This is a genomic window from Thermomonospora sp. CIF 1, assembly GCF_001896795.1.
GTDB classification, from domain to species: Bacteria; Actinomycetota; Actinomycetes; order Streptosporangiales; family Streptosporangiaceae; genus Thermomonospora; species Thermomonospora curvata.
Genome location: NZ_MOYN02000015.1, coordinates 249,725 through 262,492, shown reverse-complemented (window position 1 = coordinate 262,492; position 12,768 = coordinate 249,725). Strand labels below are relative to the sequence as shown.

The following is a 12,768-nucleotide window of genomic DNA, read 5'->3' as shown; positions in this document are numbered from 1 at the left end:
CGCCCCCGGCACTTGGTCCAAAAGCCCAGCCGGAAGGCCCACCCGGCTCCTTGGGGGCGTCCCGCCGGGCCCGCGGGGCGGACGCGGGCGCCCGGCGGAGAGCCGCTCCTGCCGGGGCGGTCAGCCCTGGGCGACGGCCCCTTCGGCCAGCAGCTCGTCCACGTCGGTGAAGCCGAACTCCTCCAGCACCTGGCGGGTGTGCTGGCCGGGCAGGGCGGGCGAGCCGGAGATGGCGCCCGGGGTGCGGGAGAAGCGCGGCGCGGGCGCCGGCTGCAGGTGCCCGTCCCGCTCGACGAAGACCTCGCGCTCGGTGTTGTAGGGGTGCTCGGCCGCCTCCTTCAGCGACAGCACCGGCGCCACGCAGGCGTCGCCGGGCAGGAAGATCTCGGCCCACTCGTCGCGGGTCTTGGTCTTGAACGCCTCGGCGAACCGCTTGCGCAGCACCGGCCAGCCGGCCCGGTCGTGCTGGGCGGGCAGCTCGTCGGCGTCCTCGATGCCCAGCCGCCGCAGGAACTCGGCGTAGAACTGCGGCTCGATCGCGCCGACGGCCACGTACTTGCCGTCGGCGGTCTCGTACACGTCGTACCAGGGGGCGCCGGTGTCGAGCATGTTCACCCCGCGCTCGTCGGTCCACATCCCGCCGGCCAGGAAGGCGTGGATGAAGGTGGTCAGGTGCGCGGTGCCGTCCACGATCGCCGCGTCCACCACCTGGCCGCGTCCGCTGATGCGGGCCTCCAGCAGCGCCGCCAGCACCCCCACCACCAGGTACATGCTGCCGCCGGCGAAGTCGCCCAGCAGGTTCATCGGCACCTGCGGCGGCCCGCCGGCCCGGCCGATGGCGTGCAGCGCCCCGGTGATGGCGATGTAGCCGATGTCGTGCCCGGCGCTCTGCGACAGCCGCCCGTGCTGCCCCCAGCCGGTCATCCGCCCGTACACCAGCTTGGGGTTGACGGCCAGGCAGTCGTCGGGGCCCAGCCCCAGCCGCTCGGTCACGCCCGGCCGGAAGCCCTCCAGCAGCACGTCGGCCTTCTCCACCAGGCGCAGCACGACCTGCTTGCCCTTTTCGCTCTTGAGGTCGACGGCGATGGAGCGCTTGCCGCGGTTGGTGAAGTCGGTGGTCGCCTGCCCGGCCCCGCTCACCGCCGAGGCCCGGTCCACCCGGATCACCTCGGCTCCCAGGTCGGCCAGCAGCATGGCCGCAAAGGGCCCCGGTCCGATCCCGGCCAGCTCGATCACCCGGATGCCCGTCAACGGCCCCTGCTTCGACTCGCTCATCCACGACCCCTTTCACACCGTTGGGCACTGTGCCGGCGGCTCGACAGAACCGCGTTCGGCGCCCCCTAGTCTGCCCGACCTCGGTAAGCAATGCCTGACCGCCCCGACCGGACGGGCCCGGCATCGGCAGGGCACCGGGCGTCCCCCGGCGACGCTCAAAACCAGGCGGCGGAAAACCGCGGCGCCCGAGCACCGGCCTCCTCATTCAGGAGGCCTTTCCAAGACGGGCGTGGCGGGAACGGGCGCTCCGGGCCGCTGGGAATCGCGCTCTTTGCAGCACAGAGGACAAGACGCCCGGTACTGCGCCGCGGCAGGTCGCCTCAGCACCACTGAATCTTGTTCAACACGTGGTCCCGGGCGCCGAATACGGGAGTCAGAGCGGTATCCGGGGTCATGACATTGCCGGTCACGGCATCGTCCCTGGCTCCGAGGCCCCGCCTGCGGGAACGTCGTGCTGAAAAGGTTCACTGAGCGGCGCAGGAGGTCAAGGCCCCCTCGCGCCGCGGATCCGCAGGACCTCAGCGAGAGCGGGCGGTCTCCGGCAGCCGGGGCGGGGGGACCAGGGAGTCCTGTTTGATCAGGCCGAGGCGCAGGGCGGTCATCACCGCCTGGGTGCGGTTGGCGGCGCCGAGCTTCTCATACAGGCGGGCCGCATAGGTCTTGGCCGTCGAATGACTCAGGTGCATGCTGTCGGCGATCGCGGCGATGGAGCGGCCCTCCATCAGCAGGGCCAGCACCTGGCGTTCGCGCGGGCTCAGCAGTTCGCCGGTGCGGCGGCGGGCCAGGGCCTGGGCCAGGCCGGCGGAGGTGAAGGAACCGGGGGCGACCGCGGCGTGCCGGATGGCCGCCACGACCTCGGCGGCCGGGGCGGAGGTGGTCACGTAGGCCGACGCCTCGGCCTCCATGGCGCGAAACAGCGCCTCGTCGTCCTCGGGCGGCCCCAGCACCACCGCGCCCAGTTCCCGGTCGCGGGTGCGCAGCGTGCGGACCAGGTCCAGCCCGTCCCCGTCCGGCAGCCTGGTGGACACCACGACCACGTCCGGCGAGCAGGCGGCGACCCGCGCGGCGGCCTGCGCCAGGGTCCCCGCCCCTCCGGCGAAGTCGATGTCCGGCTCGCGTTCGGCGAGCTGCGCCAGGCCATGGCGGCTGAGCGTATGGGCGTCGACGACCACGACCCGAATGCCCATCGGGACCTCCCAGGGTGCGATCGGGCTGGAATCCGGCCTGCAGACTCGCGATCACTTCCCGATCGCTCGGAGAGCGAGACTCTGACAAGTGTGACGGATCACAGCAAGCCCAGGTTTACCACTGGCAACAGGGTTCTATCCGCAGAAGTAAGGCAAAAGGAGACTCAAAGTCACCATCCGTTCTGACAGCCCTGCAAAGCGATCATGCCGCTCGACATGCGCTTCTTGGGCCGCATGTCGTCCGAACGGATGACATGTCACCCGGGCGGCCAGTTTTTTCGACCCGAAAGGCGGCTTAACGCGCGGTCGCCGCGCTCATCACTCTGATCGGCGCAGGCGAACGTCGCCGCCCGGCCGGTGCGGGGGCCGGATCGGACCGTTCCCAGCTCGGAGGGGGCTATACCCGTGTTTAACAGAATGATAACGGCGCTTGCCGCGCGCATCCAGACGCTGGACTTTTCCCGGCTGAGCGGTTCACGGCTGCGCGACCGCGGCGAGGAGGGGGTGACGGCCGTCGAGTACGGGCTGATGGTCGCGCTCGCGGTCACCATCGCCGCCGTCGCCTTCGGGCCGCTCCGGGACGCCGTTCAGAACGCCTTCCAGGCCGCGGCCGACGCCCTCAACAACGCCCGCTCCTGACTCCGGGCCGCCGGCCGCGGGGCGGGACGGCCTGCGCCGCCCCGCCCCGCGGCCGCTGGTTCCCTCGTCGCGGCTGATCTGTTGAGGACGAAACGACCATGTCGATCCGGTACCCGGTGCGCGAAGCCCCGCGCCGAGCGGTACAGGCGGCGCCCGCCCGGACCGACCGGGGCGCCGTCACCGTGGAGATGGCGTTCCTCCTGCCGATCATGCTGATGCTCATCTTCATGATCATCGACTTCGGCCGGGCCTTCAACGCGCAGTTGCGGATCAACGAGGCCGTCCGGCAGGGCGTGCGGACCGCGGTGCTGACCCAGCCGCCCGCCGACCCCAAGACGGCGGCGGCCGACATCATGACGACCGCGCTGGGCGGGCTGACCGTGGCCAGCCCGGAGTGGATCCAGCCCTGCACCGGGACGGCCACGGTGGCCAGGGCCACCGCCACCTACCGCTTCGAGGGGACGCTCTTTTCCCGGGAACTGACCGGACAGGCGGTCATGCAGTGCCCCAGCTGAAACTCCCCGTGCCGGGCCGGATCCCGCCGCCGCAGCGGGACGAAGGGGCCGTGACCACCCTCTTCGCCCTGCTGCTGAGCAGTCTCATCGTGGTCGGAATGCTGGCTTTGGTCGTGGACATCGGCCGGCTCTACATCGAGCGCGAAGAACTGCAGAACGGCGCCGACTCCGCCGCCCTGGCCGCGGCGCGCGGATGCGCCCAAGACGAGCGGTGCGACCCGAGCGACCTGCTGAGCGCGGCCGCCGCGGCGGCCCGGGCCAACGCCAGGGACGGAGCCGCCCAGACGACGTTGCGCTGCCTCCGCGTCGCCGGAGTGACGCCGATGACCTGCCCCTACGACGACACCCAGCTCACCCGGTGCGTCGGCCCCAGGCCGAGCAGCGGGAACTTCGTGGAGATCCGGACGAGCACCGAGACCGAGGACGGCAGCACACTGCTGCCGGCGACCTTCGGCAGCGCGCTGCTGGGCGAGAGTTACCAGGGCACCAGGGCGATGGCCTGTGCCCGTGCCGCCTGGGGAGCGTTGTCGGCCCATCCCCGGGCCTTCAGGCTCGGCGTCCACTCATGCGTCTTCGAAGGGTCGCCCGCCCCCGCGTTCGTGCCGCTGGAGCAGATCAAGGCGGGCACCCCCGATCCCGCCGGGGAGACCGGGGTTCACCGGGGACTGTGCGCCGCGGAGGGATCCTCGCCGCCAGAGGACGACTCCGTCTTCGCCTGGCTCGGCGCCTCCGGAGACGACTGCTTCCAGAAACTGGAGGCCGGCACCGCCCAGCCGGGCAGTGAGATCACCCCCGGCTGGGCGGCGGCCTGCCGGGTGGACGGCCGGGAGCTGACGCTGGACGCCCTCTTCAGCGAGAACCGTGAGCCGCTGGTGCTTCCCGTCTACGAACCGGCCGCCGAAAGCGGCGGGGGAAACGCCTACCACATCGTGGGCTTCGCCTATTTCCTGCCGACCGGCTACTGGTTCGGCCCGCATGACTTCCAGAACTCCTGGAGCACCGGAAGCGACTGCGACATGGCGGACGCGGAAACCCCGCAACCGTGCCTCATCGGTTTTTTCACCAAAGGCACGCTGGTCGGCGCCGTGGGACCGGGAGACGGCTACGGACTGCAGGCCATCCAACTGATCGGATGAAACAGACAGCAGGAATGGGGACACCGTGAATCGCCGCCTGATCACCATCGTGGTCGCCGTGGCACTGGCCGGGCTGGGCAGCCTGATGGTGTACGGATACGTCCACGGCGCCGACGAGCGCGCGCTGCGCGGCCAGCGCGCGGTGAACGTGCTGGTGGCCGCCAAGGCGATTCCGGCGCCCGACGACGTGCTGAGCCGGATCGAGGACGTCGACAGCGACATGGTGACCGGATCGCCCGTCCGGCCCGGCGAGCTGATCCGCAAGCCGCTGCTGGTGCCGCGCGGCTCCAGCCAGACCTTCACCGTCCCAGAAGGCAAGATCGCGCTGACGGTGGAGCTGACCGACCCGCAGCGGGTGGCCGGGCACGTGGTGCCCGGCTCCAAGGTGGCGGTCTTCCTGACCCGCAGGATCCTCGACTCGAACGGCCGGCCCCGGGGAGAGCTGACCGAGACCAGGCTGCTGATGTCCGGCATCGACGTGCTGTGGATCGGTCCGGCTCCCAAGGACAAGTCGGCGGCCAAGACCGAAGGTTCCAGCCTGGTCACCTTGGCCGTCACCCAGCGGCAGGCCGAAAAGCTGGTCTGGAGCGTCTCCGGGACGGGCGGCGGGCGCCTTTACCTCGGGCTGGAGGGCGGATCCTCGGAGCTGTCGGAGAGCGGGTCCGGGGTCAGCAGCTTCAAGGTCTTCAAATAAAGCCGGGGGGTGTGATGCCGATCGTCTGCGAACCCGACGGGAGCACCGCACGGCGGCTGGTCGCCGGCTTCCGCGAGCACGGCCGCACCGTCGCGGATCTGAAGACGCTGGAGCAGATGCTGGCGGCCGACCCCGACGAGCTGATCGTGGTGTTCGGGCCCGGCGCGCCGCTGGAGGCGGTGCTGAGCTTCGCCGCGGCCCGCCGCTTCACCCGCCCCTCGCTCGGGGTCGTGCTGGTGCGCACCGCCCTGGAGGTCAACACGCTCGCCCAGGCGATGCGCGCGGGAATCCGCGAGGTGGTGCCCGACCGGGACTTTCCCGCCCTGATGGAGGCGTGCAAGCGCTGCTGGGAGGTCTCCTCCCGGCTGCGGGCCGCCGAGCAGGCCCAGCTGCCGGAGGGCGGCGCCGCCGGCCCCGGCAAGGACGGCACGGTGGTGGTGCTGTTCGCCGGCAAGGGCGGCTGCGGCAAGTCGATGGTCTCCACCAATCTGGCGGTCGCGCTGGCGCGCCGGGAACGCCAGGTGTGCCTGGTGGATCTGGACCTGGCGTTCGGCGACGTGGGGATCATGCTGCAGCTCAGCCCGCAGCGCACGATCGTCGACGCGGTGCCCATGGGCCAGAACATGGACCAGACCGGGGTGCGCTCCCTGCTGGTGCGGCACGAGTCGGGAGTGCACGCGGTGCTGGCGCCGGTCGCCCCCGGCGACGCCGAGAAGATCACCGGCCGGCTGGTGACCGATCTGCTGGCGGTGCTGCGGCAGATGTTCGACGTGGTGATCGTGGACACCCCTTCCCAGTTCAGCGAGACGGTGCTGGCCGCCCTGGACGCCGCCGACCGGCATCTGCTGCTGGCCGGCCCCGAGGTCACCGCCCTGAAGGCGCTGCGGGTGACGCTGGACATGCTGGACCTGCTGGGCTACCCGGCGGCCGGCCGCAAGATCCTGCTCAACCGGGCCGACGTGCGGGCCGGGCTGTCGCGCTCGGACATCGACCGGGTGGCCGGACGCCCGGTCAACGTGCGCATCCCGTCCAGTTCCGACATCCCGGCCTCGATCAACAAGGGCGTCCCGCTGGCCCTGTCCCACCCCGGCCACCAGGTCAGCCGCGCCATCGAGGAGGTGGCCGACCTGGTGCTCGGCGAGGAGCGGCGGCCGCCGGGACGGCTGCGCCGCCGGGGCGGGCTGCGCCGGGCGAAGGCGGGCCGGTGAGCCGCAAACCGCGGAACGAGGCCGCGTCTTGCGGCCCGTCGCAGGCGGGCCGAGGTGAGTACGCGACGACGAGAGCCGGTGCCCTGGCACCGGGGACATGCGGGGAGCACGCATGAGCAGCCTGAGTGAACGGCTGGCCCGGCTGCAGCGGGAGGCCGAGCAGCCGGCCGCGGAGCCGACCACCGCGCTGGTCCACACGCCCCACCGCCGCTCGACCCGTCCGCTGGACCCGTTCGCCGGGCTCAAGCGCCGGGTCCACCAGGCGCTGGTGGAGGCGCTCGGCCCGCGCATGTACGACGTCAACCTCAGCGCGGGCGAGCTGGAGAACCGGGTCCGCAGCACCCTGCAGATGGTGCTGGAGCAAGAGGACACCCCGATGACGGCGGCCGACCGGGCCCGGCTCAGCCAGGAGATCTTCGACGAGGTGATGGGGCTGGGGCCGCTGGAGCCCTACCTCAACGACCCCGAGGTCACCGAGATCATGGTCAACGGCCCGGGCCAGATCTACGTGGAGCGCAACGGCAGGCTGGAGCTGGCCGCGGGGGCGTTCGCGGGCGAGGGCAGCCTGCGCCGCACCATCGACAAGATCGTGGCCCGGGTGGGGCGGCGGATCGACGAGTCCAGCCCCATGGTGGACGCCCGGCTGCCGGACGGCAGCCGGGTCAACGCGGTGGTGCCGCCGGTGGCGCTGGACGGGTCGCTGCTGACCATCCGCAAGTTCGCCGCCGACCCGTTCACCGTGCACGACCTGGTGGACTTCGGCACCCTCACCCCGCAGGTGGCCGACCTGCTGGCGGCCTGCGTGCGGGGCCGGCTGAACATTCTGATCAGCGGCGGCACCGGCTCGGGCAAGACCACCACCCTCAATGTGCTCAGCTCCTTCATTCCGCCCGATGAGCGCATCGTGACCATCGAGGACTCCGCCGAGCTGCAGCTGCGCCAAGAGCACGTGCTGCGGCTGGAGTCCCGTCCCCCCAACATCGAGGGCCGCGGCGAGGTGACCATCCGCGACCTGGTGCGCAACGCGCTGCGGATGCGCCCGGACCGGATCGTGGTGGGCGAGGTCCGCGACGGGGCGGCCCTGGACATGCTGCAGGCCATGAACACCGGCCACGACGGGTCGCTGACCACGGTGCACGCCAACGCGCCCCGGGAGGCCATGGCCCGGCTGGAGACGATGGTGCTGATGTCGGGGATGGACCTGCCGGTGCGGGCGATCCGCGAGCAGATCGCCTCCGCCATCGACCTGGTCATCCACCAGGCGCGCTTTAAGGACGGCTCCCGGCGCATCACCCACGTCACCGAGGTGTCCGGCCTAGAAGGCGAGGTCATCACGCTGCAGGACGTGTTCCTGTTCGACATGCGGGCGGGGGTGGACGCCGACGGCCGGGCGCTGGGCAGGCTGCGGCCGACCGGGCTGCGGCCCCGCTTCCTGGAACGGCTGCTGGATGCGGGCATCACCGTCCCGAACGAGATCTTCGAGATCGGCCGGGGCGGGCAGACGATGGGCCGGCCGCCATGGTGACCGGGCGGCTGCTGGCGGTGCTGTGCGGCCTGGCGCTCCTGCTGCCCGCGGGGACGGCGGGCGCCGCCGAGCCCGGCGGGCGGATCAGCGCCCTGGAGGTGATGGCGAACCGGGTCCAGTTCCTGTTCACCGCGCACGGCCTGCCGCCGAAGGCGGCGCTGGACCCCGATTCGGTCACGGTGACGGCCGCCGGACGCACCCTGCCGGCGAAGGCCGAACCGCCCGGCTCGCCCCGCCCCGGCGGCCCCTCCCCCGGCGGGCGGAACGCGCGGGCGGTGATGCTGGTGCTGGACACCAGCGGGTCGATGAGCGCCGCCGACCTTGCGGCCGCCAAGGCGGGGGCGGTGGCCTTTCTCGACCTGCTGCCCGCCGACGTGCCCGCGGGATTCACCACCACCGGGACGCCGACACGCCCCGTGATCGATCCCACCACCGACCGCCGGTCCCTGCGCAAGGCCCTCGGCCGGATGCGGACGGGCGGGGAGACCGCCCTGTATGACGCGATGTCCGCGGCGGTGGACCGGCTGGCGCGCGCCAACGCCGCGGAGGGCCGGCTCGTGGTGCTGTCGGACGGCGAGGACTCCGCCAGCACGAGCACGCTCGCCCAGGTGCTGGCCCGGCTGAAGAGGACCCGCATCGCGGCCGACGTGGTGGCCTTCAAGACGGCGGCGACGTCGGAGGGAACGCTGCGGCAGCTGGCCGCCGACTCCGGCGGCCGCCTGCTGTCCTCGCCCGATCCCCGCCGGCTGAACGCCGCGTTCGCCGACGCGGCGGCCTCCTTCCGCCAGTCGATGTGGATCACGGTCACGCTGCCGCAGTCGCTGCAGGGCACCGCGCTGCGGCTGGAGGTGCGGGTCCGGGCCGGAGACACCGCGATCAAGGCCACGGCGTCCGCGGCGGCCTCTCCCGCCGGGACCGCCGGGCCGCACGGCCGGACCTCCGCGTCCCCCCGGCATGCGGGGACGGCCCCGGCGGACGCGGCCGGTCCCCTGGCCGGTCTGCCGCTGCCCGCGGTGCTCGGCGTCTGCTTCGCCGCGATCCTGCTGCTCATCCTGGTGGTGGGAGGTCTGGGCCGCAAGGAGCCGCCGGAGTGGGCGGTGCGGATCGAGCGTTACCGGCTGCGAGCGCGGCCCTCCCCCGCCGAGCCCGATGCCGAGGAGTCCCGGGCGCGCAACCCCCTGATGCGCGGCGCACTCACCCTCAGCATGAAGATCACCGGCTCGGGCCGGCTGGCGCAGCGCCTGGCACAGGACCTGGACCGGGCCGGAATCTTGCTGCGTCCCCATGAGTGGACCCTGCTGCGGATCGTCATCGGGGCCTGCCTGACGGCGGTGGTGACCCCGCTGGTGGGCAACGTCCTCCTCGCCGCCCCTCCGGTGGCCGTGATCACCTGGGTCGCCACCCGGGCCTATCTGCGTGGCAGGGCCGAACGGCGGCTGACGGCGTTCGCCGACCAGCTGCCGGATGCGCTGCAGCTGGTCGCCGGGTCGCTGCGGTCCGGTTTTTCGGTCGCCCAGTCGGTGGAGCGCCTGGCCGGGCTGGAGCTGCAGCCGATGGGCCAGGAGATGGCCCGTGCCGTGGCGCAGACCAGGCTGGGGGTCTCCACCGAGGACGCGCTGCGTTCGGTGGCCGACCGGATGAACTGCCGCGACCTGCACTGGGTGGTGCTGGCCATCCAGATCCAGCGGGAGGTCGGCGGCAACCTGTCGGAGGTCATCGAGACCACGGCCGAGACGATGCGCGAGCGGACCCGGCTGCGCCGTCAGATCCGGGCCCTGTCGGCCGAGGGCAGGCTCTCGGCCTATGTGCTCATCGCCCTGCCGGTCATCACCGGCGGCCTGCTGACGGTGTCACGGCCGGACTACATGCGGCCGTTGTACACCACGCCGATGGGCATAGGGATGATCTGCCTCGCGGTGTTCCTGGTGGCGCTCGGCTGGCTGTGGCTGAGCAAGGTCGTCAAGGTGGAGGTCTGAGATGACGGGCGTTGCCACCCTGCTGGCCGGGATGGGCGCCCTCGCGGCGGCTCTCGTCCTCCTGCTGAGCCCGCCGCGGCGGAGCGACCGGCCCACCGGCGTCGCGGGCGCCCTGCACTCGATCGAGACCGAGTACGCCGGGAAGGCGACCGGGACGGTCCCGCCGCCGTCCCGGGACGAGCGGCTCGCCGAGCCCTTGATGCGGCGGCTGCGGATGCTGGCCCAGTCGCTCAGCCCCGGCACCGGCGTCGAGGGCCTGCAGCGCCGCCTGGACCTGGCGGGCAATCCCGGCGCATGGACGCCGGAGCGCATCCTGTCCTACAAGGGGCTCGGGCTGCTGGCGGTGGGCGCGACGGGCGCGCTGGTCGGCAGCGGCAGCGTGCCCGGGATCCTGCTGGGGGCGGCGTTGGGCTCCCTGTTCGGTTTCTTCCTGCCCGACATCCTGCTCTACAACGCCGGGCTGCGCCGCCAGGAGGAGCTGAAGCGCTCCCTGCCCGACACCCTGGACCTGCTGGTGGTCAGCGTGGAGGCCGGGCTCGGCTTCGACGCCGCGCTCACCCGGGTGGCGCAGCACACCAGCGGGCCGCTGGCCGAGGAGCTGGCCCGGGTGCTTCAGGAGATCAGGATCGGCAAGTCCCGGACCGAAGCGCTGCGGTCGATGGGCGAGCGGGTCGCCGTGGAAGAGGTGCGGACGTTCATCGCGGCCCTGGTGCAGGCCAGTGAGCTGGGGATGTCGATCGGTGTGGTGCTGCGCGAACAGGCCCGGGAGGCGCGGCTCAAAAGACGTCAGCGCGCCGAGGAGATGGCGCAGAAGGTCCCGGTGAAAGTCATGTTCCCGGTGGTGCTCTGCATTCTCCCCGCTCTTATCATCACCGTCGTCGGGCCGGGGGTTTTGAGCATCATGGAAAGCCCGCTGTTTCGGTGAGACCGGTGCGCCCTATCCGGACAGGTGACAAACCCGCGTCGCCCCTGTCACTGCAGTCCCCCTCTCCCACCTGGGAGAATATCTCCCGTATCGCACCATGAGCACCTTATGCTGCTGGTCATGGAGTGGTTCGAGAGAGTGGCTCGCATGCGCCGCTGGACCCGTGGCGGCGAACGCGATCCCCACCGTGCACTGCTCCTGCTGCTGGCGCTCGGCGACCTGCACCGGCGCGGCTATACCCAGCTTCGTTACCGGGACATCGAAGAGCCGCTGGGCGAACTGCTGACCGAGTTCGGCCCGGCCAAGCCGGCCAGCCCCGGGTACGCCTTTCACCAGCTGGCCGCCGACGGCCTGTGGGAGGTGTTCACCCCGCACGGCGCCGGAAGCCCTGGGCCTGACGCGGCCGCACTGCGCGCCTACGACGCCGCCGGCCGGCTGGTGCCCCGTTTCGCCAAGGAATTGCTGGCCGACCCGACGGCGTTCGCGCAGATCGTGCATCTGCTGCTGCAACTGAATTTCGAGCCCGGCCTGCACGAGGACCTGCGCATGGCGGTCGGGCTGCCGCATGAGCCGCCGGTGCCGGTCACGCTGGCCGCCAATCTCCAGGGCCTGCTGCCGCGGGCCCGGCCGGACGTGCTGCTGCGGCAGAAGGTGCTGGTCGCCTACGACTGCCGCTGCGCGTTCTGCGGTTTCGAAGGATGGATGGGCAACAGCGTGGTGGGCCTGGAGGCCGCCCGGCTGCGCTGGTGGGCGTTCGACGGTTATGACGACCTGTCCAACGCCCTGTGCCTGTGCACGCTGCACCACCGGCTGCTGGACCGGGGGGTGCTCAGCCTGAGCAGCAGCGGAACCATCCTGGTCAGCCGGCAGTTCGTGGGCACCACCGAATCGTCGCACGCGCTGGTGGACTCACTGGTCGGGCGCAAGGCCGCACAACCCAAGGTCGGTTTCCCCGCTCCGCACCGCAACAACATCGACTGGCATGTCCGGCAGGTTTTCCGGGGGCCCGCTCGCACCGCCTGAAAACCCGTACACCGGACATCGGATACGGGCCCACGATGGCCACTATCGGCCAAAAGTTCAGGTTTGAGCCCTTGCACCGTTCCACTTTCTTAACAAACTCTACAAAACGACATAGACAGGTCGATATCGCATGCCGGGCCGCTCTGGTCTTCTCTCTTCCCATGGGAGAACCTCGTACTGGGATCATGACCGTCATGCTCGGAGGGGTTCCATGGGATTGCGCAGCAAGGCCGGGGTGGTCACATTGGTGGGCCTGGCAACGGCCAACTGCGTGGTACTGGTGAGCGGAGGCGTCGCGGTCGCCAACTCCTCCGCCGCATCGTCCAAAGTCGTCAGAGCGTGCGTCAAAAAATCCGGCGGCGCGACGCGCATCGTGGGGGCCAAGACCAAGTGCCGTAAAAACGAACGGCTGGTGACCTGGAACAAGACCGGCCCCAAGGGCGCCCGCGGACCCGCCGGCCCCAAGGGCGCCACCGGCCCGGCCGGTCCCAGGGGCGCCACCGGCCCCCAGGGGCCGAAGGGCGATCGCGGCCCTCAGGGACCGAAGGGCGACCCCGGTCCCCAGGGGCCGCCCGGGCCGCTGCCCGCCGCGTTCCGCAAGCACCAGCCCTTCACCCTTCCCGTGGGAGAGGACTTCACCAAGGTCGCCTGGATCGACCTGCCGG

General features: G+C 71.6%; 11 protein-coding genes. 9 read left to right on the top strand and 2 right to left on the bottom strand.

Going from position 1 to position 12,768, the window contains the following annotated elements:
* Positions 1 to 120: 120 nt before the first annotated feature.
* Together BUE48_RS09260 and BUE48_RS09255 are read right to left on the bottom strand one after the other, a co-directional pair.
* On the bottom strand, positions 121 to 1,275 hold the full coding sequence (locus BUE48_RS09260; protein WP_012852216.1) for a CaiB/BaiF CoA transferase family protein: 1,155 nt from the start codon (positions 1,273 to 1,275) through the stop codon (positions 121 to 123).
* Between the two features lie 518 nt (positions 1,276 to 1,793).
* Positions 1,794 to 2,462: a response regulator transcription factor gene (locus tag BUE48_RS09255; protein ID WP_286989642.1), complete on the bottom strand. Its 669-nt coding sequence runs from the start codon at positions 2,460 to 2,462 to the stop codon at positions 1,794 to 1,796.
* 417 nt (positions 2,463 to 2,879) lie between these two features.
* Between BUE48_RS09255 and BUE48_RS09250 the strand changes: the two genes are divergently transcribed.
* The 9 genes from BUE48_RS09250 to BUE48_RS09210 all read left to right on the top strand — a co-directional run bounded on the left by BUE48_RS09250 (position 2,880) and on the right by BUE48_RS09210 (position 12,103).
* Positions 2,880 to 3,101, top strand: a complete 222-nt coding sequence (locus tag BUE48_RS09250) for a Flp family type IVb pilin (protein WP_041439453.1) — start codon at positions 2,880 to 2,882, stop codon at positions 3,099 to 3,101.
* Between the two features lie 98 nt (positions 3,102 to 3,199).
* Positions 3,200 to 3,616, top strand: coding sequence for a TadE/TadG family type IV pilus assembly protein (locus BUE48_RS09245; protein WP_012852213.1), 417 nt, complete (start codon positions 3,200 to 3,202; stop codon positions 3,614 to 3,616).
* A 50-nt stretch (positions 3,617 to 3,666) separates the two neighbouring features.
* Complete coding sequence (locus BUE48_RS09240; RefSeq protein ID WP_169313010.1) at positions 3,667 to 4,752, top strand: pilus assembly protein TadG-related protein; 1,086 nt, start codon at positions 3,667 to 3,669, stop codon at positions 4,750 to 4,752.
* A 25-nt stretch (positions 4,753 to 4,777) separates the two neighbouring features.
* Positions 4,778 to 5,446 carry a Flp pilus assembly protein CpaB gene (gene cpaB, locus BUE48_RS09235; protein ID WP_286989641.1) on the top strand — a complete coding sequence of 223 codons (669 nt, stop codon included), beginning with the start codon at positions 4,778 to 4,780 and terminating at the stop codon, positions 5,444 to 5,446.
* A gap of 14 nt (positions 5,447 to 5,460) precedes the next feature.
* On the top strand, positions 5,461 to 6,654 hold the full coding sequence (locus BUE48_RS09230; RefSeq protein ID WP_012852210.1) for a CpaE/TadZ family protein: 1,194 nt from the start codon (positions 5,461 to 5,463) through the stop codon (positions 6,652 to 6,654).
* A gap of 112 nt (positions 6,655 to 6,766) precedes the next feature.
* Positions 6,767 to 8,179: a TadA family conjugal transfer-associated ATPase gene (locus BUE48_RS09225; protein WP_012852209.1), complete on the top strand. Its 1,413-nt coding sequence runs from the start codon at positions 6,767 to 6,769 to the stop codon at positions 8,177 to 8,179.
* The gene (locus BUE48_RS09220) at positions 8,173 to 10,155 is read left to right on the top strand and encodes a type II secretion system F family protein (RefSeq protein ID WP_286989640.1); all 1,983 of its coding nucleotides are present in this window, start codon (positions 8,173 to 8,175) and stop codon (positions 10,153 to 10,155) included. Before BUE48_RS09225 ends, BUE48_RS09220 begins: the two co-directional genes overlap by 7 nt.
* A 1-nt stretch (position 10,156) precedes the next feature.
* Positions 10,157 to 11,080, top strand: a complete 924-nt coding sequence (locus BUE48_RS09215; RefSeq protein WP_012852207.1) for a type II secretion system F family protein — start codon at positions 10,157 to 10,159, stop codon at positions 11,078 to 11,080.
* Positions 11,081 to 11,200: 120 nt separating this feature from the next.
* Positions 11,201 to 12,103: a phosphorothioated DNA-binding restriction endonuclease gene (locus BUE48_RS09210; RefSeq protein ID WP_286989639.1), complete on the top strand. Its 903-nt coding sequence runs from the start codon at positions 11,201 to 11,203 to the stop codon at positions 12,101 to 12,103.
* Positions 12,104 to 12,768: the final 665 nt, after the last annotated feature.